The 23,844-nt window shown below is 66.6% G+C and carries 20 protein-coding genes; 14 read left to right on the forward strand and 6 right to left on the reverse strand.

The window, feature by feature from the left end:
• The 3 genes from OXK16_01360 to OXK16_01370 form a co-directional block, all read right to left on the reverse strand.
• A partial coding sequence (locus OXK16_01360; protein MDE0374594.1) for a proline/glycine betaine ABC transporter substrate-binding protein ProX occupies positions 1-436 on the reverse strand: 436 nt, incomplete at its 3' end.
• Between the two features lie 70 nt (positions 437-506).
• The gene (locus OXK16_01365; protein MDE0374595.1) at positions 507-2,654 is read right to left on the reverse strand and encodes an ABC transporter permease subunit; all 2,148 of its coding nucleotides are present in this window, start codon (positions 2,652-2,654) and stop codon (positions 507-509) included.
• Entirely contained in the window at positions 2,651-3,871 is a 1,221-nt protein-coding gene (locus OXK16_01370) for a glycine betaine/L-proline ABC transporter ATP-binding protein (GenBank protein MDE0374596.1), read from the reverse strand. The genes OXK16_01365 and OXK16_01370 overlap by 4 nt, the downstream gene beginning before the upstream one ends.
• A gap of 214 nt (positions 3,872-4,085) precedes the next feature.
• On the opposite strand from OXK16_01370, the gene OXK16_01375 reads away from it, so the two are divergent.
• The 13 genes from OXK16_01375 (at position 4,086) to acpS (ending at position 18,889) form a co-directional block, all read left to right on the forward strand.
• Entirely contained in the window at positions 4,086-5,855 is a 1,770-nt protein-coding gene (locus tag OXK16_01375) for a formate--tetrahydrofolate ligase (protein ID MDE0374597.1), read from the forward strand.
• Between the two features lies 1 nt (position 5,856).
• Positions 5,857-6,261 (forward strand): VOC family protein, encoded by a 405-nt coding sequence (locus OXK16_01380; protein MDE0374598.1) that lies wholly within the window; start codon positions 5,857-5,859, stop codon positions 6,259-6,261.
• 49 nt (positions 6,262-6,310) lie between these two features.
• Positions 6,311-8,245, forward strand: coding sequence for a molybdopterin-dependent oxidoreductase (locus tag OXK16_01385; protein ID MDE0374599.1), 1,935 nt, complete (start codon positions 6,311-6,313; stop codon positions 8,243-8,245).
• A gap of 99 nt (positions 8,246-8,344) precedes the next feature.
• Positions 8,345-10,126, forward strand: a complete 1,782-nt coding sequence (locus tag OXK16_01390; protein MDE0374600.1) for an NAD(P)H-dependent oxidoreductase subunit E — start codon at positions 8,345-8,347, stop codon at positions 10,124-10,126.
• On the forward strand, positions 10,119-11,108 hold the full coding sequence (locus tag OXK16_01395; protein ID MDE0374601.1) for a 2Fe-2S iron-sulfur cluster-binding protein: 990 nt from the start codon (positions 10,119-10,121) through the stop codon (positions 11,106-11,108). The genes OXK16_01390 and OXK16_01395 overlap by 8 nt, the downstream gene beginning before the upstream one ends.
• On the forward strand, positions 11,065-12,303 hold the full coding sequence (locus OXK16_01400; protein ID MDE0374602.1) for an MFS transporter: 1,239 nt from the start codon (positions 11,065-11,067) through the stop codon (positions 12,301-12,303). The genes OXK16_01395 and OXK16_01400 overlap by 44 nt, the downstream gene beginning before the upstream one ends.
• A gap of 281 nt (positions 12,304-12,584) precedes the next feature.
• Entirely contained in the window at positions 12,585-13,058 is a 474-nt protein-coding gene (locus OXK16_01405; GenBank protein ID MDE0374603.1) for a hypothetical protein, read from the forward strand.
• 28 nt (positions 13,059-13,086) lie between these two features.
• Complete coding sequence (truA, locus tag OXK16_01410; protein MDE0374604.1) at positions 13,087-13,821, forward strand: tRNA pseudouridine(38-40) synthase TruA; 735 nt, start codon at positions 13,087-13,089, stop codon at positions 13,819-13,821.
• 110 nt (positions 13,822-13,931) lie between these two features.
• Positions 13,932-14,393, forward strand: coding sequence for a 50S ribosomal protein L13 (rplM, locus tag OXK16_01415; GenBank protein ID MDE0374605.1), 462 nt, complete (start codon positions 13,932-13,934; stop codon positions 14,391-14,393).
• Positions 14,393-14,788 (forward strand): 30S ribosomal protein S9, encoded by a 396-nt coding sequence (gene rpsI, locus OXK16_01420; GenBank protein ID MDE0374606.1) that lies wholly within the window; start codon positions 14,393-14,395, stop codon positions 14,786-14,788. Before rplM ends, rpsI begins: the two co-directional genes overlap by 1 nt.
• A gap of 101 nt (positions 14,789-14,889) precedes the next feature.
• Positions 14,890-16,239 carry a phosphoglucosamine mutase gene (gene glmM, locus OXK16_01425; protein ID MDE0374607.1) on the forward strand — a complete coding sequence of 450 codons (1,350 nt, stop codon included), beginning with the start codon at positions 14,890-14,892 and terminating at the stop codon, positions 16,237-16,239.
• A 402-nt stretch (positions 16,240-16,641) separates the two neighbouring features.
• Complete coding sequence (glmS, locus tag OXK16_01430) at positions 16,642-18,480, forward strand: glutamine--fructose-6-phosphate transaminase (isomerizing) (protein ID MDE0374608.1); 1,839 nt, start codon at positions 16,642-16,644, stop codon at positions 18,478-18,480.
• 37 nt (positions 18,481-18,517) lie between these two features.
• The gene (acpS, locus tag OXK16_01435) at positions 18,518-18,889 is read left to right on the forward strand and encodes a holo-ACP synthase (protein MDE0374609.1); all 372 of its coding nucleotides are present in this window, start codon (positions 18,518-18,520) and stop codon (positions 18,887-18,889) included.
• A 21-nt stretch (positions 18,890-18,910) separates the two neighbouring features.
• On the opposite strand, the gene OXK16_01440 is transcribed toward acpS, so the two are convergent.
• From OXK16_01440 to OXK16_01450, 3 genes are all read right to left on the reverse strand, one after another.
• Positions 18,911-19,081 (reverse strand): hypothetical protein, encoded by a 171-nt coding sequence (locus OXK16_01440; protein ID MDE0374610.1) that lies wholly within the window; start codon positions 19,079-19,081, stop codon positions 18,911-18,913.
• Between the two features lie 213 nt (positions 19,082-19,294).
• Positions 19,295-20,470, reverse strand: coding sequence for an aminotransferase (locus tag OXK16_01445; protein ID MDE0374611.1), 1,176 nt, complete (start codon positions 20,468-20,470; stop codon positions 19,295-19,297).
• 92 nt (positions 20,471-20,562) lie between these two features.
• Positions 20,563-21,714, reverse strand: coding sequence for a CoA transferase (locus OXK16_01450; GenBank protein ID MDE0374612.1), 1,152 nt, complete (start codon positions 21,712-21,714; stop codon positions 20,563-20,565).
• 535 nt (positions 21,715-22,249) lie between these two features.
• Here OXK16_01450 and proX point away from each other — a divergent pair.
• Entirely contained in the window at positions 22,250-23,638 is a 1,389-nt protein-coding gene (proX, locus tag OXK16_01455; GenBank protein MDE0374613.1) for a glycine betaine/L-proline ABC transporter substrate-binding protein ProX, read from the forward strand.
• The last annotated feature ends 206 nt before the right edge of the window (positions 23,639-23,844 follow it).

A 23,844-nucleotide genomic window follows, 5' to 3' on the forward strand; every position in this document is an offset into this window, starting at 1 on the left:
GATCGTCGAGAGTGGCGATCCCGTACTCCTCGGCGAACGACTTGGTCATCAGGTATCCCTGCAAGCCGCCGGCGAGCATCAGCGCACCGACCCGGCGTACGTGCTCACCGACCAGCGAGCCATCCGGCATCTCCGCCGCGAGCCAGCTGTTGTGGCCCGGATACCAGCTGTTGACCCAGAAGTCGGCCTCGCCCTGAGCCATGGCCAAGTAGGCCAGGTTCGGGCCGAGCTCGAGATCGGCCGGGTCGCTCACCTCGTAGCCCAACTCCTGCATGAGCTGGCGCATGAGTTCGGCCTGGAAGTAACCGGTTGACCAGTTGGCGCGTGCCATCGTGACGCTAACCCCTTCGCCGGGTGCGTCGTCTTGGGCACATGCCGCAGTCACCAGCGCGAACACTGCCAGCACCGAGATGATTCTGATGCTTAGTTTCATCATTCTCCTTTCTTGGTTCGGTTGTAGCCTCGGTCATGCAGCGGGCACCTGCTCCCGCGCATGGTCCGAGCATTCACATGGAGGCTCCGACCGTGGCCTTTGCTGCGGCGTCAGCCTCGGTGTCCTCGCCCAGCGGGTCTCCGTAGACCTTGGACCGGCGGTACTCCTTCAACACGGCCATCGTGGAAGCCAGGATGAGGAGCCCTGCGACCACGGTCAGGAAGGAACCCACTCCGGCTACGTACTTGACGTGGGCCGAACGGACATGGGTGAAGATCCAGGCGAAGCCGATACACGCGATCCCGGCTCCGATCCCGGCGGTCGCAGCGCTCCACCTCCACTTACTTTGCTCGCCGCTTCCGAAGAGGCCGGCGGCGCGCAGGCCTGTCAGAACTGCGATCGCACCGAATACCAGTGCCCAGAGCCCCAATTGTGCTCCGTCACTACTCCCGCCGTCGATGACGCGGACCCCTGTCTGGGTTGCTCGTGCGCGGAGACTCAACATTTCAGCCGCGATCGCGGCCCGCTCCTCGTCGGACGCGGTGCTGGCCTGCTGCTCCAGTTCGTCTATCTGGGCCTGGACCTCCGGGGTGAGGATCTCCTCCTGGCGCTCGTCCCAACTCCAACCTGATACCAGGCCCAACACGAGGGTGATGGTGGCGACTCCGAGACCGACGAGCCGTCCCCAAGCGACGCCCGAGGGGAGTGGATGGAGCGGGGAGTGATCCGCTGCCCTGGTCCAAAGGAGGGCGCCGATGGTCGCTACCAGACCTCCGGCGATCGCCAGGTAGACACCGGCTCCGTCACCGGGATCCACGGCGCCGACCACCATCCCGGCGTCGCTCACCGACTGGGCCAGATAGTGCGCGGAGGCGACGATGAGTGCGGTGATAGCCGCGATGACGGCCCCGTCGGCTGCTAGCCATCGTGGCGCCCGGCCGGGCCGGGCGCCGGAGGCCATCACTGCCGCCAACAGGAACAGTCCGAGCGCCAGCACCACGATACCGAACCACGATCCCCCGGAGGCGTGCAGGCCGCTGAAGGTCTGTCCCGCCAGTTCTCCGTCGGTAGATGCGTCGGCCCACCGTCCCCACGCGCTGATCTTCCCCGCGTTCGACGTCCATGGGAGGAAGGCGCTCACTACTGCCACCAGGCCCCCGACGAGGGTCAGCAGCATCGGCAGTCGCTCGCCGGGTGAGATCGGTGCATAGACGTCGATCTCCTGGTGTTTCACGATTGCTGAGGGACTGCTGTCGGGAATCAGCACCTCCGGATCGCGGCGGTGTCTCCAAGCCAGCTGCATCCGTTTCAGCAGGTTGGTGGACTCGGTGCCCTCGCGCTGTGACATCCGGTCCAGGACGACTGCTACCAGGAAAAAGGCCAGACCCCCGGCTGCGCCTTCGCCGACATCCTGGTTGTTTATCGCCCGTAACAGTACGCGTCCGAGACCGAACGAACCCATGATGGCGGCGATACCGAGCATGGAGATGGCGAGGAGGAGGGTCTGGTTGATGCCGGTCATGATGGCGGGCCGGGCCAGCGGGATCTGTACGTCGAAGAGGACGCGGGCTTCTGAGGCGCCGTAGGCGCGGGAGGCTTCGACGACGTCGGCGGGTACTTGGCGGATGCCGAGGTTGGTGAGCCGGATCAACGGTGGGAGGGCATACACCATGGTCACCATCGTGGCTGAGACCTCGCCGAGGCCGAAGAACCAGATGAAAGGCAACATGTAGACGAAGGAGTGGACGACCTGCATGGCGTCAAGGATCGGTCGGGTGACTTGCCATACGCCGTCGATCCGGCCGCACAGGATGCCGACCGGGATCCCGATCACCACGCACAGGATGACGGCGACGCCGATCAGCCCGATCGTCGCGGCGGTCTCTTTCCACTGTTGATTGGCCAGCAGTCCGCACATCGTCAAGGCCACGGCTACGAAAGCGGCAACCCTGAGGTTGCGGGTGAGCCATGCCACCAGCGCCATCGCCAGCACGATCCATATCCACGAGATCTCGATAAGGAAGTCGCGGACCAGGCTGCGGACCATGATCTCGAAGGGCCAGGCCACTATGTCGAGCAGTACCTCGAGATTGACCGCGATCCACCTGATGGCTTGCAACATCCAATCCCCGAAGGGGACCCTCCACTCGTCGAGGATGGCGTTGTCCCAGATGGGGATGCGTTCTGTTGTTTGGGCGAGGGTGGGGGTCAGGGTGGTCATAGGTAGGTTTCTCGTTCGAAGCCGTCGATGAGTTGTTCGACTCGTCCCATTTCTTCCATGATGTGGCGGGGGTCGAGGTCTCCGACGAGTTTGCCGTTTTGGTCCACCACGGCGATGGGTAGTCCTCGGCCGGCTGCGGCGTATACGTCGTTGAGGGTTGTTTGGGGGGTGGTGGTGTCGAAGTCGTTTCTGAGGGCGCCCGACATGTCGGCGGAGCCGGTGTTGGCGGCTCTGACGCAGTCTCCGATGGTGAGGAGCCCGGTGGGTCGCCCGTTGGGGTCGGTGGCGAAGGCGCCGCTGCGTTCGCCGATGTGGGCTAGGGCTTGGGTGAGGGACATGTCGGGGTTGATGGGTTTGGGTTGGGTCATGACTTCGCGGCACTCGATGACGCGGCCCTGGTCGACGTCTTGGACGAACTCGGCGACATAGGCGGTGGCGGGTTCGGTGAGGATCTCTTCGGGGGTTCCGATCTGGACCACTGCGCCGTCTCGCATGATGCACACCCGGTCGCCTATCCGTAGCGCTTCGTTGAGGTCGTGGGTGATGAACAGGATGGTTTTGCGCAACTCGTTTTGGATGTCCATCAGCTCGTCTTGCATCTGGCGGCGGATGAGAGGGTCGAGAGCGGAGAAGGCTTCGTCCATCAACAGGATGTCGGGGTCCGAAGCCAGCGCCCGGGCCAACCCGACCCGCTGTTGCATACCCCCCGACAGCTCCCGGGGAAGGTTTCGGGAATAGGGTTCGAGACCCACCAGGGACAGGGCTTTCATCGCTGCTTGGTCCCGTTCCCCCTTGTCCACCCCCTGCACCTTGAGCCCGTAGCTGACGTTGTCGATCACGTTGCGATGCGGGAACAGAGCGAAGTGCTGGAACACCATCCCCATCTTTTGGCGGCGGAACGCCTGGAGCTGGGAACCCGACAGGGTCTGGACGTCGGTTCCGTCGACCCACACCTCCCCGGCTGTGGTCTCCAACAGCTTGTTAACCGTGCGCAAAGCAGTGGACTTACCAGACCCAGAGAGGCCCATCACCACAAATATCTCACCACGGGAGACCGAGAAGTTGACATCACGGATACCGATCACATGACCGGACTGGCGCAGCACCTCATCCTTGCCCACCCCCGCCCGGGCGAGGTCAAAAGCCCGACCATGAGGTTGGGGACCAAAGATCTTGTATACACCCTCGAGGCGTATCAGCCCGTCACCGGCCACCACCGCTCCCTTCCTGGCTCCGTCACCGCGCCCCGCGCTGGTAACTCCACTTGGCCTGAACGCCTAGCCATGACACTAGTGTGGGGTGGGCCGTTCTGCCCTACAAAAACAGCCCACTCGTCTCACGATGCGGAACCGTGCCGCATCGTAATACGCAGATGGGTAGGGTTTCTCCGGGTAGAATTCCCGATCGGTAGCTCACCTTGACGGAGATTGCATGAATGCTTCCGGTAGGTTTCCCTCCGATCTCGAGATCGCCCAGGCCGCTCCGGTCACACCGATTTCCGAGATCGCCGAGTCGATCGGGGTCCGTGCTGACGAGCTGATTCCGTACGGCTCCACCAAGGCCAAGGTCCACCTCGACATACTGAAGCGGGTCGGTGGCCGAACGCCCGGCAAGTACATCGACGTCACCGCGGTGACTCCCACCCCTCTCGGGGAGGGCAAGACCACCACCACGATCGGTCTGGTCCAGGGGCTGGGCCTCCTCGGGAAGAAGGCCGTCGCCGCCATCCGCCAACCCTCGATGGGACCTACTTTCGGGATCAAGGGCGGGGCGGCAGGGGGCGGTTACAGCCAGGTCATCCCCATGGACGAGTTCAACCTGCACCTGACGGGTGACATGCACGCCATCAGCGTGGCCCACAACCTGGCGGCCGCGGCCATGGACGCCCGCTGGTACCACGAGGGGCGCATGAGCGACGCCCAGCTCGAGGCGATAGGGCTGGGGCGGCTCAATATCGACATGTTCCGGGCCCAGTGGCGCCGGGTGGTGGACGTCAACGACCGGGCACTGCGCAACGTGGTGGTGGGGCTGGGCGGCCGTATCGACGGCCGGCCCCGCGAGACCGGTTACGACATCACGGTGGCTTCCGAGTTGATGGCGATCCTGGCGCTCACCGACGGTCACGACTACGCCTCGGCGCTCCGCGACCTCCGGGCCCGCTGCGGGCGGATCGTGGTGGGAGCGGACACCTACGGCAACACCCTCTCCCTCGACGACCTGGGCGTGGGCGGCGCGGTGACCGTCCTGATGAAGGACACGCTGCATCCCACCCTCATGCAGACGCTCGAAGGCCAGGCCGCCTTCGTCCACGCGGGTCCGTTCGCCAACATCGCCCATGGCAACTCTTCGATCCTGGCCGACCGGGTGGCGCTCCAACTTGGGGAGTACGTGGTCACCGAGTCGGGATTCGGGGCCGACATGGGCATGGAGAAGTTCTTCAACATCAAGTGCCGCGCCTCCGGTTTGAAGCCCGACGCGGTAGTTCTGGTCGCCACCGTCCGGGCGCTCAAGACCCACGGCGGCGGCCCTCGAGTGGTGGCCGGCCGGCCGCTCGCACCCGCCTACACCGAGGAGAACCTGCCGCTGCTGGAGGCCGGCCTCGTCAACCTGATGGCTCACATCGAGAACGCGCGCCGCTTCGGGATCGAGGTGGTGGTGGCGGTCAATACCTTCCCGACCGATACGGAGAACGAGCGCCGGGTGATCAAGCGGGCCGCCCGGGAGGCGGGAGCTCTGGCGGCGGTCACGTCCAGCCACTGGGCCGATGGCGGGCGCGGAGCGCTGGAGTTGGCCGAGGCGGTGGTGGAGGCGTGCGAACAGCCCGCGGACTTCCGCTTCCTCTACCCGTCGGAGCGGTCGATCAAGGAGAAGATAGAGACCGTCTGCCGGGAGATCTACGGCGCCGGCGGGGTCGACTACTCCGCCAAGGCGGCGCGCCAGATCGCGGAGTTCGAGCAGGCCGGGATGGGGAACCTCCCGATCTGCATGGCCAAGACCCCTCTCTCGATCTCGCACGATTCGTCCTTGAAGGGGCGGCCGAGCGGGTTCACCGTGCCGGTCCGCGAGGTCAGGGCGTCGGTCGGCGCCGGATTCCTGGTGGTGCTCCTGGGTGAGATCCGCACGATGCCGGGACTGGGGGCGCGACCGGCGTACATGAACGTAGACATCGATGAAGACGGCAAGATCATCGGCCTGTTCTGACTTGTCGGCTGCAGCGGCAGACGAGCCGACCGCCTCGATCCGGTACCTGGTCATAGACTGTCTCGACCTGGATCGATCCTCCGCTTTTTGGGGCTCCTTGCTCGGTCTGGCGCCGGGGCGGCGTCTCGACAACTACCTGTTCATGGGCCCGGTACTGCCCGGGTGCGAGTTGGTCCTCCAGCAGGTGGACCGTGTCACGGCCGACAAGAGTCCGGTCCACTTCGACATCGAGGGCTCGAACGAGGAGGATTTCGACATGATCCTCTCCCGTTCAGTAAGGCTGGGTGGCAGAATCGTGGAGACGGTGGAGGAGGCCGAGTACACGTTGACGGTCATGGCCGATCCGGACGGCAACGAGTTCTGCGTGAACAGGATCCCGTTTCAATCTACTGTCAGTGGTACGTAGGCCGGGGTGAACGGCCGTTGGTGGAGAGTAGGGGAAAGGAGGTGATGGAATGCCGCGGGTGACGCTTCCCCGATTGACCACCCCGTACGTGCGACGGGATGGCGAATTGGTGCCGGCAACGTGGGACGAGGCGCTCGACCGGGCGGCGGCCGGGTTGAGCCGCCATACCGGTAGCGCCTATGGCATGTTCTCGTGTTCCAAGGCGACCAACGAGATGAACTTCCTGGCGCAGAAGTTCTCCAGGCTGGTCATGGAGTCGAACAACATCGACTCGTGTAACCGCACCTGACACGCTCCTTCGGTCGCCGGTCTGGCGGCAGTGTTCGGAGTAGGAGGCGGGACCTGTTCCTACGAGGAAATCGAGACTACGGATGTGATCCTGCTCTGGGGCTCCAATGCCCGGGAGGCTCACCCGATCTTCTTCCATCACCTGATGAAGGGGGTCCGCAACGGTGCCAAGTTGTACGCCATCGACCCGCGCCGCACCACGTCGGCCATGTGGGCCGACGTCTGGCTCGGGCTCGAGGTGGGCTCGGACATCGCGCTGGCCAACACGCTAGCGCGGGAGATAATCGCGTCCGGACTGCACCACGAGGAGTTCATCCGGCACTCGACCGAGGGTTTCGAGGCCTATGCCGAGTCGGTGGAGCCGTGGACGTTGCAGCGGGGCGCCGAGATCACCGGCCTGCCCCCCGAAGTCATCCGCCGCATGGCCCACGACTACGCCACCGCCGAGCAGGCCCAGATCTGCTGGACGCTGGGTATCACCGAGCACCACAACGCCACCGACAATGTCCTCGCCCTGATAGACCTGGCGCTCCTGACCGGCCACGTGGGGCGCTACGGATCGGGATTGGTTCCGATCCGCGGCCAGAACAACGTCCAGGGCGGCGGCGACATGGGCGCGCTGCCCAACCGGCTGCCCGGATTCCAGGAGATCGAGGACCCGGTCTCACGCGGCAAGTTCGAGGCCCTCTGGGGCCGCCCCGTGCCCGACACGGCCGGCAAGCATCTGTCGTTGATGCTGGAGGCGATGGAGCACGGAGAGATAACCGCCCTGTACGTGATCGGCGAGAACCCGGCCCAGTCGGAGGCCCGGTCCGACCATGCCCGCCACCTCCTGCGCGGGCTTGAGTTCATGGTGGTGCAGGACCTCTTCATGACCAGGACCGCCGAGCTGGCCGACGTGGTGTTCCCGGCGGCGGCCGGATGGGCCGAGACGGACGGCACGGTGACCTCCTCCGAGCGGCGGGTGCAGCGGGTCCGCAAGGCTCTCGACCCTCCTGGAGAGGCTCGAGATGATCTGTACATCATCTCGGCCCTCGCCGAACGGATGGGTCGGGGTTGGGGGTATCCGACCGCCGAGGAGGTTTGGGACGAGCTGCGGAGCCTCTCACCCAACCACGCCGGGATGTCGTACCGCCGGCTCGCCGAGGCGGGTGGCCTGCAGTGGCCGTGTTACGACGAGGACCATCCCGGCACCCTGTTCCTCCACGGCGAGCTCTGGGACGATCCGCTGCCTCGGGATCCGGCCCCCTTCTTCCCTACGCCCTGGGCCCCGCCGGTGGACGAGCTGAGCGAGGAGTACCCGATCCGGCTCACCACCGGACGCCGGCTCGACTCCTACAACACCGGGGTCCAGTCCGGTGGCTACTCATCCCCGTTGAGGACAGCGGTGGCTGTCGAGGTGGCGCCCGCGGACGGAGCCGCCCTCGGCGTGGCCGAGGGCGACCTGGTCCGGGTCGTCTCGCGCCGGGGATCCGTCGAGGCGCCCGTGATGGTCGATCGGTCTCTCCGTCCCGGCCTGGCCTTCATGGCAGTCCACGATCCCGACGAGGTGGACGTGAACCTGCTCACCATTGATGCATGGGATCCAAAGTCGGGAACCGCCGAGTTCAAGGCCACCGCGGTTCGGATCGAGCCTTTGCAGGAGGGTGTCGAGCAACGATCCGGGGTTCGTTCCGTGGCAAACTACCCGGCATGAGAGTTGCCGGCCACCACAGAGTTGTCGGCCACCAAGCCATCCCCCTTGTAAGGGGTTTCCCGGCCACCGTCTAGGAGAACTCCCATCGACCTCCGACTCATGTCCGCCGAGGCGACCACCGCGGAGCGGTCGGCCGTGGATGCGTTGCTAGGACCTCCCACCCCATCCGGGGACGGGGAGTCTTCGCAGCCCGCCGACCGGCGCGTGGCGTTCGGCGGCTATCACCGTTCGGTGGAGAGCCGTCACTTGTTGTTGCCGGCGCTCCACGCGGTGAACGACTCGGTCGGATGGGTCAGCGCCGGGGCGCTCAACTACATCTGCGAGCGACTCCTCGTTCCCCCCGCGGAGGCGTACGGGGTGGCCGGCTTCTACGCCCTGCTGTCGCTGAAGGAACGACCGGCCCGGGTGGCTCACGTGTGCGACGACGTGGCCTGCCGCACCATGGGCGGCGCCGAGATACTGGAGGGCCTGGAAGGGCGCCCTGATGTGCATCCGAGCCCGTGCCTCGGTCAGTGCGACCAGGCCCCGGCTGTCTTCTTCCAGCGGGCCGGCGAGGGGGACACAGTGCTGGTCGGCGCTACCTGCGACCGCGTCACCGAGGTGCTGGAAGGCGGCTCCGTAGGGGAAGTCCGGCCCGTCGTACCGCAGGCGGGCGATCCGTCGTTGCGGCTGCTCAAGCGTATCGGCACGGTCGATCCGAACTCCCTCAAGGACTACCGGGACACCGGCGGTTACCAGGCCCTGGCCCGGGCCGTCGAGATGGGGCCGGATCGGGTCATTGCCGAGATCAAGGCGTCCGATCTCCGGGGACGGGGGGGCGCCGCCTTCCCGATGGGGATCAAGTGGGAGGCGGTGGCCCGGTCACCCGCCCTGCCGCACTACCTGATCTGTAACGCCGACGAGTCGGAGCCGGGCACCTTCAAGGACCGGGCGATCATGGAGGCCGACCCCTTCGCGGTGGTCGAGTCGATGACCATCGCCGGGCTGGCCATCGGGGCCGAGCGCGGGTACCTGTACATTCGGGCCGAGTATCCGCTAGCCCAGTCGCGCCTCCAGAACGCCATCGACCGTTCCCGGGCGGAGGGTCTCCTCGGCGCGGACGTGGCCGGCTCGGGCCGCACGTTCGAGATCGAGATCCGGCGGGGCGGAGGCGCCTACATCTGCGGCGAGGAGACCGCCCTGATGGAGTCCATCGAGGGCAAGCGGGGGGAGCCGCGCAACAAACCCCCCTTCCCGACCCAGGTGGGCCTGTTCGGACGTCCCACGGTGATCAACAACGTCGAGACCCTGATCAACGTGCTCGACATAGTGCTCGAAGGCGGAGCCGCGTTCGCGGAGATCGGAACCGGGGAGTCGACCGGGCCGAAGCTGTTCTGCCTGGCGGGCGCCGTGGCGCGGCCCGGCCTGTACGAGGTGGAGTTCGGCAGGACGTTGGCGGAACTGATCGATCTGGCCGGGGGCGTCACCGGAACCGGCCGGATAGGAGCGGTGATGCTCGGAGGCGCGGCCGGGGTGTTCGTGGGCGAGGACTATCTAGACATGCCGCTGACCTTCGAGGATGCCCGCGCCCGCGGCGCCACGCTCGGCTCCGGCGTGATCCTGGTATTCGACGACCGGACCGACTTCCCGGACATAACCAGGCGGATCGCTCAGTTCTTCCGGGACGAGTCCTGCGGCCAGTGTGTACCCTGCCGCGTCGGTACCGTCCGCCAGGAGGAGTTGCTGGCTCGCCACCGTGGCGGCGAGCCGCTGGACGAGGATCTGTTCGAGGAGGTGGCGCGGGTGATGATGGACGCCTCGATCTGCGGGCTGGGGCACACTGCGTCGACTGCGATCCGGTCGGTCATCGATCTGGGCCTGCTGGAGCGATCTCGTGGCTGAGGTCACGCTGGCGGTCGACGGGACCACCGTCACGGTTCCGGGCGGCTCGACCATCCTCGACGCCTGCCGGGCCCTGGACAACGACCAGCCCACCCTCTGCTACCTGGACAACCTGACCCCGGTAAACGTCTGCCGGGTATGTGTGGTGGAGGTGGAGGGCAACCGCACGCTGGTGCCATCGTGCAGCCGCCCGGCCGAGGAGGGGATGGAGGTGGCCACCGACAGCGACCGGGTCCGCCACTCCCGCAAGATGGTCTACGAGTTCCTGGCCTCCTCGGTCGAACTCGACCTCGTCGACGAGGAGACCGTGGCGTGGATGGACCGTTACGGCTGCGATCCCGACCGCTACGGCCCGCCCGCCGATCCGTCCGGCGACCGCGACCAGCGCAAGGCGGGCCATCACCGGATCGGTCCCGGGACCGCAGCCGAGACCGTTCACCAGCCGGTCAAGGTGGACAACGAGCTCTACGTGCGGGATTACTCCCGGTGCATCCTCTGCTACAAGTGCGTGGAGGCCTGCGGCGAGGACGCCCAGAACACCTTCGCCATCGCGGTGGCCGGTCGGGGCTTCGACGCCCGCATCTCGACCGAGTTCGACACCGGGTTGACCGACTCGGCCTGCGTCTTCTGCGGGAACTGCATAGGCGTGTGTCCCACCGGCGCCCTCATGTTCCGCAGCGAGTACGAGTTGCGCCAGGCAGGCATGTGGGAGGAGGAAGGCCAGACCGTCACCCGTACCATCTGCTCGTACTGCGGGGTCGGTTGCAACCTGGACCTCCACGTCCAGGACAACCGGATCGTGAAGGTCACCTCGCCGATGGACCACTCGGTCACCTCCGGACACCTCTGCATCAAGGGACGGTTCGGATACGAGTACGTTCAGCAACTCGGCGACCTAGCCGTGACGCCCATCGACGAGATTCTCCGGAGAGCCAGGATTGACGACCGAGGGCGGCGCCGGTCCCCCGAGTCTCGCGCCTGAGGACTACATAGGGACGGGCCGGGCCGCGGCGCTCTTCTGCGCCGTGATCATGGTCACCCACGGCTTCGGCAACGGTCTGGTTCCTGCCCTCCTGCCGCGCATCGGCGACAGCTTCGGGTCCGGCTACGGCGCCCTGGGCCTGGCCGTGTCATCAGGACTCCTGGCGTACGGCCTGGGCGCAGCCGTGGGCGTCAGAGTCGTGGACAGATTCCCGCTACGGGGACTCATCCTGGCCGCGCTGTCGGTCTGCGTGGTCGGATTCCTGGTGGCGGTGGGGGCCGGATCTCCGGTCGTTCTCGCCGGATCGGTGGTGCTAATCAGCCTGATGGCGCCGATCAGTTGGTCGGCGTCGGTACGCCTGATCGCCCGGGTGGTCGAGCCCTCCTCCCTCGGGAGGGTCACCGTGGTGGCGAGTTCGGGCGCCGGAGTGGGGGGCGGTATCAACGGTGCGTACGCACTCTTCCTCGCCGGACCGGACGAATGGAGGCTGGCCTTCGTGATCGCAACCGCCGTGTCGGTGGCGACCGGGCTGGCGGTCCTGGTGCTGCTGCCCCGCACTCCTGGCTCGGGGCCCCGGCTGGCCAGTACCGCCGTGCGGCGAAGAGACTGGAGAGATACCTGGGCGGTCCGGACCGGTCGGATGGTGATCCTGCTCAGCATCGCGGGCGGCCTTTGCGGCTTCACGTTCGTGAGTTACATGTCGGCCACGGCGGTGGACGAGTTCGGGGTGTCACCGGCGGCGGTGGCCGGACTCTGGTGGATTGCCTCGTCCGTCGGGCTGATGGCGGCCGTGGTGATGGGCTCCTGGTCGGATCGGGTATCGCCCGTGCTGGTCATCGGCGTGATCTCCCTCGCCTACGCCACCGGCCTCGTCGTTCTGGTGCTGGCCTGGTCGTACACCGGCCTGATGGTTGCGGCCCTGGGATTCGGGTTCTTCAACTACCCGATATGGGGGCTGCTGGGCCATCTGGCCGGGCAGGGCATGGAACCGAGACTGGCGGTGCGGGCCTTCTCGGGGGGCCTGACGGCGGCGGCCTGGTGCGCTACGTCGGGAATCGCCCTGGCCGGCTGGTGGATCGACCGGACCGGCAGCTTTCGCATCCCGGTCATCGCGCTCGCGATCCTGAGCGGTCTGGTCACCGCCTGGATCGCCACCGAGTACTTCCGCCGGCGCGCCGGGGGGTGGAGCGGGTGAAGAACGCTCGGTGGTTGGGCCTAGTGGTCTGTCTGCGAAACAACCGGGTGCTCTGGCGGCCATCGGCGTCCCGTCGCTGCGTTCCGCTTCCTCAACGTACCACTGCGGGTACGCCTTCGTCAGCGGGCCTTGCGAGAAACACCGCTGCCTCGCCATACCACACCGCCATTACACAGACAGACCACTAGGCGCCGGCCGTCGTGGTGGTAGCCTGTGCGGTATCCCGCCGGCCTCCGTCGCTCCGGTTATCTCTGCGGGGAGGCCGTAATCTCAAGGACGTCATGCTTTCCCAGATGATCCGCGCCGGCCGCCTCGATCGGCCCTTCTACGAGTCGCTGCTCTTCGACCAGTACGCAACCGGCAACGCGGTGGTGATGATCGTCATCGCCGGCATCCTTCCGCAGCTCTGGTCGTTCTCGCTGGTGGGCGTGGCGTTCGCCATCCTTGCCAGCATCTTCCGCGCCCTCCTGGTGACCGCCGCGGTGTGGGCGGCCTCGGTATACATCTTCAAGCGCCACGGAAACCACCGAGCCACCTTCAGGATGGTCGGCTTCGCCAACGTGGCCTTCTTCCCGCTAGTCCTGGCCGGGCGGCCGGGCCTGCTGGGGTTGGTGGCTCTGCTGATCACCGCGGTGTGGTTCTTCCTCGCTCTCCGCACGGCGGTCGGCGCCCAGTTCGACCTCGACCATCCGGAGAACAGCTTCGTCGCCGCCACCGGCCTGCTCGGCTGGTACCTGTCGATAATCCTCTTCTAGCGGACCACGAGAAGGGCGCTCCGCCCGGATGCCGACCTACCGTCTCGATCTCTCCTATGACGGATCAGGATTCCACGGTTACGCCCGCCAACCCACCGTGCGCACCGTCCAGGGTGAGTTGGAGGCCGCTCTGGCCCGCGTTCTCGAGCCCGTAGACACGGTGGTGGCCGGGCGTACCGATGCCGGAGTCCACGCCCGCCATCAGGTGGTGTCCTTCTCCACCGCCAAACCGGTCGATCCCGACCGGCTGGCTCGTTCCCTCACCAAGCTCCTGGGGCCCGAGATCGTGGTCTACGCCGCGGTGCGAGCGCCGGATGGATTCTCGGCCCGCTTCTCCGCCACTCGCCGCACGTACCGGTACCGGGTCCTCAACAGTCCGCATCCCGACCCGCTCCGGCGGACGACCTCGTGGTACGTCAGCGAGCCGCTCGATCTGGGGGCGATGAACCGGGCGGTGGGTTACCTGGTCGGCGAGCACGACTTCGCTTCCTTCTGCCGCAGGCGGGAAGGGGCTTCGACCGTCCGCACCGTTCTCTCGGCCGCCTGGTCCGCCCAGCACGGCGGCATCCTCGAACTGGAGATCGCAGGAACGGCGTTCTGCCACCAGATGGTCCGGTCCATCGTCGCCTTCTCGGTGGAAGTGGGTAGGGGGCGGATCGAACCCGGTACCACCCCCCAGGTCGTCCGCGCCAGGGACAGGAACGAGGCCAGGGGGGCCGCCCCGCCCCACGGCCTGGTCCTATGGCGGGTGCATTACCGGTAGCGGCTGGCAACCGGCCGCTGACCTCGCTACAATCCGGCGGCCCGCCGTTTATGGCCGACCACCTGGCTTTCCGGCCCCCTTCCAGTATCCCGATCCGCAACCGAGCGACGATGGTGAAGCGACAAACCACCTACACCCCCAAGCCCGATGACATCAGCCGGCGCTGGTTCGTGGTCGACGCGGCCGACGTGCCGCTCGGGCGCCTCGCCTCGCGCCTCGCCCCGATACTGGCCGGCAAGCACAAGCCCACCTACGCTCCCCACATGGACGGTGGCGACTTCGTGGTGGTCGTCAATGCGGACAAGGTGGCGGTCACGTCCACCAACAGCCAGAACAAGATCTACTACCGGCACTCCGGTTACCCGGGCGGCCTCAAGGAGGAGTCGTTCGAGAGCCTGATCGAGCGTAGACCCGAGGCGGTGATCGAGCGGGCGGTGCGGGGTATGCTCCCCAAGACCAAGCTAGGACGCCGGATGATCCGCAAACTAAAGGTCTACTCGGGACCGGACCATCCTCATCAGTCCCAGTCTCCGGAGGTTCTCGACCTCGCCATAAGGAAGGTGAGCATCTGATGGCCCGAGCCGTAGTGGCCCAAGCAACCGGGCGCCGCAAGGAATCGGTGGCCCAGGTGCGCCTCTTCAACGGCACCGGCGTGTTCACCCTCAACGGCCGGTCTCTGGAGCGGTACTTCCCGACCATGGCCCGCCGCATGCGGGTGCTCGAACCCCTCCGGGTCGCCAACGTCGAGGGCCGCTACGACGTGGTGGCCAAGCTCCACGGAGGCGGTGTGAACGGCCAGGCCGACGCCCTTCGCCTCGGCATAGCCCGCAGCCTGGCCGAAATGGATCCGAGCCTCCGGCACGACCTCAAGCGCGCCGGGCTGCTCAGGAGGGACGCCCGCGTCGTGGAACGCAAGAAGTACGGTCTCCGCAAGGCTCGGCGGGCGCCGCAGTACACCAAGCGGTAGGAGAGTGCTGCTCAACGGATCCTGCGGGGTTCGCCCAGCGGCCAGCGACCTGTTGGGAGTTGTCCCGGCCATCCACGCCGCACCCGCCGACCTACTAGCTCTTGCCCGGTAATCCCTCCCCTCCCCGCCGGCTCTTCGGTACGGATGGCGTGCGGGGGGTAGCCAACTCGGATCTGGGTGTTGACCTCGTGATGGGCCTGGCCCGCGCCGCCGGCGATCTGGCCGGAGGCGGCACCGTAGTGGTTGGTCGTGACACCCGCCGCTCCGGTCCCATGCTGGTCGCCGCTCTCCAGGCCGGATTCCAGTCGGTCGGTGTGGACACCCTCGACGCTGGGGTGATCCCGGTAGGTGGGGTGTCGGCTCTCGTGACCGAACTCGGCGCCGATCTGGGAGTCATGGTCTCGGCCTCGCACAATCCGGCGCCTGACAACGGGATCAAGTTCCTCGATGCCGACGGTTTCAAGCTCGATGACGAGCGGGAGGCGGATATCGAGGCCCGGCTGTTTCGGGGAACGCCGTGGAGTTGCCCCACCGGAGGAGGGGTCGGCGCCGGCCGCGTCCTACCGGACGCGACGGACCGGTACCTGGCCGGTATCCGCTCCCACGCTTCTCAGCCTCTGGACGGGGTGCGTCTCGCCCTTGATTGCGCCAACGGCGCCGCTTACCGGGCCGCTCCCGAGCTGTTCGCCTCGCTCGGCGCCGACGTGTCGACCTTCTTCGCTGATCCCGACGGCATGAACATCAACGACGGCTGCGGCGCCACCTCGCCGGAGCGCCTGGCTTCGGAGACCGGGGCGAAGAACCGGATCGGGTTCTGCTTCGACGGCGACGCCGATCGCCTCATCGCCCTCGATGAGGATGGCCGGGTCGTCAACGGAGACATGATCATGGCCATCATCGGCCTCCACCTCAAGAGCCGGGGAGAGTTGGCCGGTAACAAGGTGGTCACCACGGTGATGTCCAACCTGGGTTTTCGCAGGTCCATGCAGGAGGCGGGGATCGAGTTGCTGGAGACGCAGGTCGGCGATCGCTACGTCCTGGCGGCGATGCGCGAACACGGTGCGGTGCTGGGCGGTGAACAGTCGGGCCACGTCATCCAACTCGACCGCGGGACGACCGGCGATGGCCTTCTCACCGCCGTGCGGCTCCTGGAGGTGGTGGTTCGGGAACGGTGCCGGCTCGCCGACCTGCGGCGGGATGCGATGACCGAGTTCCCCCAGGTGCTGGTCAACCTGCCGGTCCGGTCCCGGGAACTGGACCGGGCGAAGGGCCTCGAGGCGGCGATCGCCGCGGCCGAAGCCGAGCTCGGAGACGATGGACGGGTACTGGTCCGGGCTTCGGGAACCGAGCCGCTGGTCCGGGTGATGGTTGAGGCCGCCAGGGCGGGCACCGCCGACTCGATCGCCCACAGGCTGGCCGGAGTGGTCCGCGCGGAACTCGGCCGCGTATAGCCGGTCGATGCCCGATGGTCCGCGCGGGTGCGGATCAGGGCTAATCTGGATGCGACAACCGATCACGGACAACCGTTTCTTCAAGCGCCTGGCCCCGGCTATCGAGTCGAGAGATCGGCTCGCCGGCCCGGGGTGACGAGGAAGAGGGATCATCGAGCATTCGGCGGATGCCCTCTCGGCCCTTCCACGGTCGTGACGGTTCGGAGCAAAAACCACGGGCAACCGGGGTGACAGAGGCCGGGCCGAGGTGGAAGCGTGCGACCGGTACGTCTGGTCGGCACGCGCCGCCCGGCGATTACGACCGCCCCGTGTCCTGACCGAGGTCGCGAGCGGAGCCTTCGCCCAGCAACCCTTGCGGGTCCGGCATCGGTTCGCATGTAGACCGGAGGTTGGGAGGCGAAGATGTGCGGCATCGTGGGCTATGTGGGTCCCCGCCAGGCGCAGGACGTTCTGATGCATGGCCTGGCCCGGCTCGAGTACCGGGGATACGACTCCGCCGGATTGGCAGTGACTGGCCGGGGGAGGGTGGCCGTTGCCAAGGCGGAGGGGAAGCTCGCCCGGCTCGTCGGACGTGTGGATAGGTCCCCTCTTTCGGGCCACGCCGGCATAGGCCACACGCGGTGGGCGACCCACGGGGTTCCGTCAGACCGCAACGCCCATCCCCATGCCGACGCCACCGGCCAGTTCGTGGTGGTGCACAACGGGATAGTGGAGAACTTCCGGGCCCTCCGCGACCGGCTGGAGGCCCGAGGGGTTGCCTTCCGTTCCGACACGGACTCCGAGGTTTTGGCCCATCTGGTGGCCCTCGGCTTTGAAGGGGACCTGACCGAGGCGGTCCGCCGGACAATCCGCCAGGCGGAAGGCGCCTACGCCCTCGTGGCGATGACCTCCCGCCAGCCGGACCGCATCGTGGCCGCCCGGATGATCAGCCCGCTGGTGGTGGGCCTGGGTGACGGAGAGAACTTCCTGGCATCCGACATCCCGGCGGTCCTCGAGTACACCCGGGAGTTCCTGCTGGTGGAGGACGGGGAGATCGCCACCGTCACCCGCGACGGCGCCGTCCTCGAGACCATCGCCGGTAGTCCCGTCAGCAAGCAACCCTTCACCGCCGACTGGGAGACCGATTCGGTGAGGAAGGGCGGCTTCGACCATTTCATGGCAAAGGAGATCCATGAGCAACCCGACGTGATCGCCCGGACCCTGGGGGCACGGATCCGGCCGAGCGAGGACGGGGGTGAGCACGTAGCCCTGGATGGCCTGGAGTGGTCGGATCGGGACCCGGCGGCGATCGACCGGATCTGGATCACCGCCTGTGGCACCGCCTACCACGCCGGCCTGGTGGGCCGGGTCCTGTTCGAGCAGCTGGCCGGCATCCCCGGCGAGGTCGCCTTCGCCCACGAGCTCCGCTACGGCAAACCGCTGTTCCGCGACGGATCGCTGACCCTGGCCATCAGCCAATCGGGAGAGACCGCCGACACGGTGGCCGCCGCCCGCCTGGCCCGCCGGCGCGGGTCCCGCCTGCTGGCCCTGACCAACGTGGTGGGATCGAGTCTGGCCCGGGAGGCGGACGATGTCCTGTACACGTGGGCCGGTCCCGAGATCTCGGTTGCCTCGACCAAGGCCTACGTGGCGATGCTGGTGGGGGAGAGCCTGCTGGCCATCGAACTCGGCCGCCGGCGGGGCACCCTCTCCCGGACCGCCGAGCGCGAGCTGGTGGCCGAGTTAAGGACGCTTCCCGGCAAGGCGGCCCGCGTGCTGGAGGACATGGACGGAGTTTCCCGCCTGGCGGACGTGCTGGCGGGATCCCCCGACGCCTACTTCATCGGCCGGGGCCTGGATCTTGCCTCGGCCATGGAGGGCGCCCTCAAGCTGAAGGAGATCTCCTACATCCATGCCGAGGCGATGCCGGCCGGCGAGCTCAAGCACGGGACCCTGGCCCTGATCTCGGACGGCACCCCGGTGGTGGCGGTGGTCACCCAGGAGGACGTGCACAGCAAGGCCCTGCTCAGCCTCCAGGAGGTCAAGGCCCGGCGCGGCCTGGTCATCGCGGTCGCCTATGAGGACGATGAGGAGATCGGAAAGGTTGCCGACCATGTGCTGCGGATTCCTCGCGTCGCCGACGTCTTCTCCCCGATCCTGGCTGCCATACCCCTCCAGTTGCTCGCCTACTTCGTGGCCCGCCGCCTGGGCAGGGACATCGACCAGCCGCGCAACCTGGCGAAGAGCGTGACGGTCGAGTAGGGCCCGGTCGCGCAGCATCCTCCTAACCTTGCAGTCCATGCGGATCATCGGGTTGGGCGTGGACATAGCCGAGATCGATCGGGTCGAAGGGGTCCTCGCTCGCTATCCACGGTTCGCGCAACGGTGCTTCACGCCCCACGAGCAGGCGTATGCCGAGCGGTTCTCCAACCCGGCCCGCCGCTACGCCGCTCGTTTCGCGGGCAAGGAAGCGGTGATGAAGGCGCTCGGTACCGGATACCGGATGGTGCGCTGGCGCGATGTCGAGATCACGGGCGGAGGCAAGCCGACGGTGAACCTGACCGGCACCGGCGCCGCACGCGCCGCTTCGCTAGAGGTCACCCGGGTGGAGATAACGATCACCCATACCGACTCCCAGGCCCTCGTGTTCGCCATCGCGCTGGGGGAGTGAGGAGGTTCCGTTGCGAGTGGCTCAGCTGTCCTCGGCGCCGCCTAGGAGGATGCCTTCGATACGGGCGACCCGCTCGGAGAGTTCGTTCACCTTGTCCGCCAGCCGGTCCTGGCGATTGAGGACGACCACCGCCAAGGCAACCACTGTAGGTCCCACCACCCCGAAGGCGTTGGTGAAACCCGACCACTCCATCCCTGCCCCTTTTGGATAGATGACACTACCACTTTACCTCGAAAGATCCCCTTTGTGATCAGCGTATGAAGGACTATGTTCACGATCTAACAAGTTTTGAATGGGATATAACACGATAACGGAGATGTACCAGTCCTTCATCTCGAATCAGCAGGCGGCGACATCCCTCGAGTCGCGGACTAACAGTTCGATTCGTGGACTGTGTCGAGCCCGCTACCGGTTCTCAGCGTCGTCGGTCAGCCTTCGGGCCAGCTCCGCGACCTGGTGGTCTTCCAGGTTGGCGAAGGCCAGCCGCAGGTAGCGGTCCTGGTCGGGGCCGAACATCTCGCCCGCCAGCGACAGGATGCCGAGCCGCTCGAACAGCCGCCTTGCCACCTCCTTACTACTGGTTCCCTCGAACGGATGGCGGACGTACGCGAAGTAGCCACCGGCCGAGGCCACCGAATAGGGGCTGTCCTCCATGGCCGCCACGAAGCTCTCGACCCTGCGGTTGAGGGTGTGGCGGTTGGACTCCACCCACGGCGCCAGGTGTGCCAGCCCGTAGCGGGCGGCCTCCTGGCCGATCCGGTTGGGGCAGATCGTGAGGCAGTCGGCCGCCTTGTCCACCTCGTGGAGCAGCCCGGGGGAGGCCGCCATCGCCCCCACCCGGAAACCCGGGATCGCGTACACCTTCGAGAAGCTGTGGATATGGATGACGGACCGGTCCCAGCCGGGATCCCTGAACAGGCGGTGTGCGGGCTCGGTGGTGGTCCGGAAGTCCCGGTAGGTCTCGTCGAGGATCAGGTGCAGCCGCCGGTCGGCCGCCAGGCGGGCGAACCGGGATATGAGCTCGGGGGGATACACCGCCCCGGTCGGGTTGTTGGGGGTGACCAGGACGATGGCCCGGGTGCGATCGTCGATCAAGGAGTCAGCGGCCTCCACCGAGGGAAGCATCCCGTCCGAGCAGGCCAGGTAGTCCCGCTCCACGCCGCTCATGCTCAGCCACATGTCGTGGTTGAAGTAGTAGGGAACGGGCAGGATGACCCGGTCGCCCGGCTCGCACAGGACCGCCAATGCCAGGCAGAAGGCCTGGTTGGCGCCGGCCGTTATGGCCACCTGGTCGGGTCGCACCGTTCCCCGGTAGGCGGCCGAGAGGTCGGACGCCAGGGCGCTCCGTAGTTCCGGGTCGCCCAGGACGGGTCCGTATCGCGAGATGGCGGCCGGATCCAGCCGGGATATGTGCTCTGCGAGGCGGGCAGGGGGTGGATAGCCGGGGACGGCCTGCGACACGTCGAGCAGCGGGTAGCCGTGGTCGTGGCCGCCTTCCGCCACCCAGGCCCGCACCTCGCTCACCGGCGATGTCATGGTCGCCCGGACCCGGCGGCTGAAGCTAGGAGGAGATGGGTCCATGCGGCGTCCTCACTGTCGTTTGTTCAGGTTGCTCGCCATCCACCGGCGCCAACGATAGGCGCCGGCTCGCCGCCCGTCCGGCATCCGGAGGCTCACGTCCCACCGGGTCCGTCCGGCGAGGCCGGGCGGCTCGGAGGATCGTCATGGGCGGACAGCTTGATCGGGTTTCCGGCGATCTCCAGTCTCGTCCCGTCGGGGAGGTCGACCCCGACGATCATGTTGCGGGCCCGCACGGCCGGGTCGGCCATCACCTCGGCTATGTCGTTGATCGGGCCGCACGGAACACCGGCCTGTTCCAGCCGTTCCAGCCAGGCGTCGGCCCCCTCGCCCCTCAGCACGGTTTCCATCTCCTCGCCCAGTTCGTCGGCATGGCCGGTCCGGGCGTCGTTGTCGATGAACCGCGGATCGTCCGCCCACTCCGGCCGGCCCAGCGTCGCGCACAGGCTCCGGAAGAGGCCGTCGTTGCCGGCTGCGACCACGATCGGGCGGTCGGCGGTCCGGTAGGCGCCGAAGGGGGTGATCGACGGATGGCGGGCGCCCAGCGGACCGGGTATCTCGCCGGTTGCCGAATGACGGGCGATGGCGTTCTCCAGGATGGCGACCTGGCAGTCGAGCATGGAGATGTCGACCATCTGGCCCCGCCCCGTCCGCTTCCGATCGTGCAGAGCGCCCAGAATGCCGGCCACGGCGAACAAACCGGCGGTGATGTCTCCCACCGATGTTCCCACCCGTACCGGCGGACCTCCCGGCACGCCGGTGAGGCTCATGAGGCCTCCCATGCCCTGCACCACCATGTCGTAGGCGGGCCGTTCGGCGTAGGGTCCGTGGTGTCCGAACCCGCTCACCGCCGCGTACACCAACCGGGGCCAGCGCGCCGACAGTTCGTCCCACCCGTAGCCGAGCCGTTCCATGGCGCCGGGCCGGTAGTTCTCCACCAGCACATCGGCTTCGTCCAGCAGCGCCTCGAAACGCGACCGATCAGCCGCGTCCTTGAGGTCGAGTGTTAGACCTGTCTTGCCCCGGTTGAGGGATTCGTAATAGACGCTACGCCCGCCCACGAAGGGCCCGAACCGGCGAGCGTCATCTCCCCCTCCCGGCGGTTCGACCTTGATGACGCGGGCGCCCAGGTCGGCCAGCACCATGGTGGCGTAAGGGCCGGCCAGCACCCGGCTCAGATCCACGACCGTGACATCGGAGAGCGGACCGCTCATAGCGCCGGGAATGGGATTCGCGGACTCGCCCATCCGTCGGGGCCGGCGGACACTAGGGCTGCGTAACACCCCAGGTAGACAGCTGTTTCATACTGGACATCCAAACCTAATCCCACATTACTTTATGACGGCCTCGACCGACCCTCCGAAAGCGAACTCGCCAAAGTGGCCAGAGCGATCCCCACCACGAGAACAGCAAACGCGTTCGCTAAGGTCATAGTAACGACAACTATGTATTGTTCGCCAAGGAACCGAGATCGCTGAAGACCCGAGAAGGCCAACCGATGTGAACAAACGTCGGCAGTTCGTCTGTGCATTGGTGTCGGTAGCGCTGCTGTCGGCCGCCTGCGGGTCCGCGGACATTGGCGCGGATGATGCAGCAGCCACCTCCGTCCAAGCCACCCCTGCCGCCGCCGGTGATGAGCCTGAGGTGGCAGTGCCGGTTGAGGAGCCTGAGGTAGCAAGACCGGCTGAGGAGCCTGAGGTAGCAATGCCGGTCGAGGATGACGGCAGAGACGGCGAGTCGGCGAGCCAAACGTCCCTGCCTGGTGAAGGTGTGAGCGTCACCATGGCTCGGGCCCCCTGGAGCACCGGCTACTTCCAGGCCGAGGTTTACAAGGCGCTCCTGGAAGAGTTGGGCTACACGGTTTCCGATCCCAGCGGAGCCGGGATGCCTCCAGGCAACTTCTATAGGGAGTTGGCCACAGGTCGATTCGACCTGTGGGTCAACGCTTGGTTCCCGACCCACGACGTGTATCTGGCCGGTGAACTTCCCGACGGGAGCCTGGTCTCAGACCATGTCTCGGTGATCGGGGAACAGATGCCGGGGGGAGGCCTAAGTGGTTTCGTGATCGACAAGACCACCGCCGATGCCCATGGCATTGTCACCATGGCCGACATCGGTGACAATCCAGAGATTGCCGCCCTGTTCGATGGTGACGGCAACGGCAAGGCTGATCTCCTCGGATGCAACGAAGGATGGGAATGCCGCGGGATCATCGACCAGACCATTGCCCGCAACGGATGGGAAGGCACCATCGAGCAGATCTCCGGTGAGTACTACGTTCTGTGGTGGGTAGCGTGGGAACGCCACGTGGGAGGGGAGCCGCTTCTCACCTACGTGTGGAGCCCCAGCCTCTTTGCGGGTGTGCTGCGTCCGGGTGTGGGCGTGTACTGGCTGACGGTTCCCAACCCGCTGCCCGGCCAGAGGGGCGCAGCATCGCTGCCCCCCGAGCAGTGCCCGGGACAGCCGTGTGAGTTGGGCTTTGCGGCAAGTGACATCCTGGTGACCGCCAACAACGGTTTTCTGGAAGCCAACCGGCCGGCCGCGATACTGCTGGAACGGGTCGTGATCCCAAGCACCGATGTGAATCGGCAGATTGTGCGCATGGAGACCGGTGAGGGCAGCCAAGCCGACGTCACCCGCCTCGCCCACGAATGGATCGAATCCAACCGCGACACAGTCGACCGATGGATCACCGCCGCCACGACCGCTGCAGAAACCACCACCACAACCGCTCCAGACACCACCACGACTGGAGCAGCCACCACGACTGGAGCAGCCACCACGACTACCACGACTGGAGCAGCCACCACGACTACCACGACTGGAGCACCCACCACCACCGCTGCAGCCGGCCGACCGGGCAAGTTTTCGGATTTCAATGGGGCCGATGCGGCCACCTGGCGACAGATGCACGCCGACGGCGAAGTGGTGGCCTGCCATGAAGGTATAGCCCTACCCCTCGACAGCTTCTGCCTCGACGAGAACTTCCGATTCTCTGCGGACTACTCCCAGGTGCTGGACGTATCGTTCATGGTGATCCACCTCCCCGACGGCGACGGTGTCGTGCTGCAGGGAAGTGCGACGTTCCGGGCGGGCGACTCCGTTCAACTCGGCTGGATAACGTTTGAGAAGATCGGCGCAGACCGCGTCATCACCCACTTGGAGCCGTAGGGGCGGTGAGCCTCACCATCCGTGAACGCGAATGGTCAAGCACACTTGCACCGGTCGGTTGCCAATGGTGTGATTCCACGGAGCTATGCCGACAATGCCGCTGGGCGCCTATTCTGCGCTTTCGTTGGCTTCAACATTGGACGGCCGGCAGGTTGATGGCGATCAGCGAAATTCCCCAGAGTTGGTCAGCGAATTTCCCCACCCTG

The sequence above is a fragment of the bacterium genome, assembly GCA_028821235.1.
Lineage (GTDB): Bacteria > Actinomycetota > Acidimicrobiia > Spongiisociales > Spongiisociaceae > Spongiisocius.

What these genes read in the sequence shown, in the direction of transcription:
- OXK16_01375 (MDE0374597.1), top strand. Translation starts at nt 4,086, where the DNA reads ATGAATGCTTCCGGTAGGTTTCCCTCCGATCTCGAGATCGCCCAGGCC.
- OXK16_01365 (MDE0374595.1), bottom strand. Translation starts at nt 2,654, where the DNA reads ATGACCACCCTGACCCCCACCCTCGCCCAAACAACAGAACGCATCCCC.
- acpS (MDE0374609.1), top strand. Translation starts at nt 18,518, where the DNA reads ATGCGGATCATCGGGTTGGGCGTGGACATAGCCGAGATCGATCGGGTC.
- rpsI (MDE0374606.1), top strand. Translation starts at nt 14,393, where the DNA reads ATGGCCCGAGCCGTAGTGGCCCAAGCAACCGGGCGCCGCAAGGAATCG.
- rplM (MDE0374605.1), top strand. Translation starts at nt 13,932, where the DNA reads ATGGTGAAGCGACAAACCACCTACACCCCCAAGCCCGATGACATCAGC.
- OXK16_01440 (MDE0374610.1), bottom strand. Translation starts at nt 19,081, where the DNA reads ATGGAGTGGTCGGGTTTCACCAACGCCTTCGGGGTGGTGGGACCTACA.
- OXK16_01390 (MDE0374600.1), top strand. Translation starts at nt 8,345, where the DNA reads ATGTCCGCCGAGGCGACCACCGCGGAGCGGTCGGCCGTGGATGCGTTG.
- proX (MDE0374613.1), top strand. Translation starts at nt 22,250, where the DNA reads ATGGCTCGGGCCCCCTGGAGCACCGGCTACTTCCAGGCCGAGGTTTAC.
- OXK16_01450 (MDE0374612.1), bottom strand. Translation starts at nt 21,714, where the DNA reads ATGGGCGAGTCCGCGAATCCCATTCCCGGCGCTATGAGCGGTCCGCTC.
- OXK16_01445 (MDE0374611.1), bottom strand. Translation starts at nt 20,470, where the DNA reads ATGGACCCATCTCCTCCTAGCTTCAGCCGCCGGGTCCGGGCGACCATG.
- truA (MDE0374604.1), top strand. Translation starts at nt 13,087, where the DNA reads ATGCCGACCTACCGTCTCGATCTCTCCTATGACGGATCAGGATTCCAC.
- OXK16_01405 (MDE0374603.1), top strand. Translation starts at nt 12,585, where the DNA reads ATGCTTTCCCAGATGATCCGCGCCGGCCGCCTCGATCGGCCCTTCTAC.
- glmS (MDE0374608.1), top strand. Translation starts at nt 16,642, where the DNA reads ATGTGCGGCATCGTGGGCTATGTGGGTCCCCGCCAGGCGCAGGACGTT.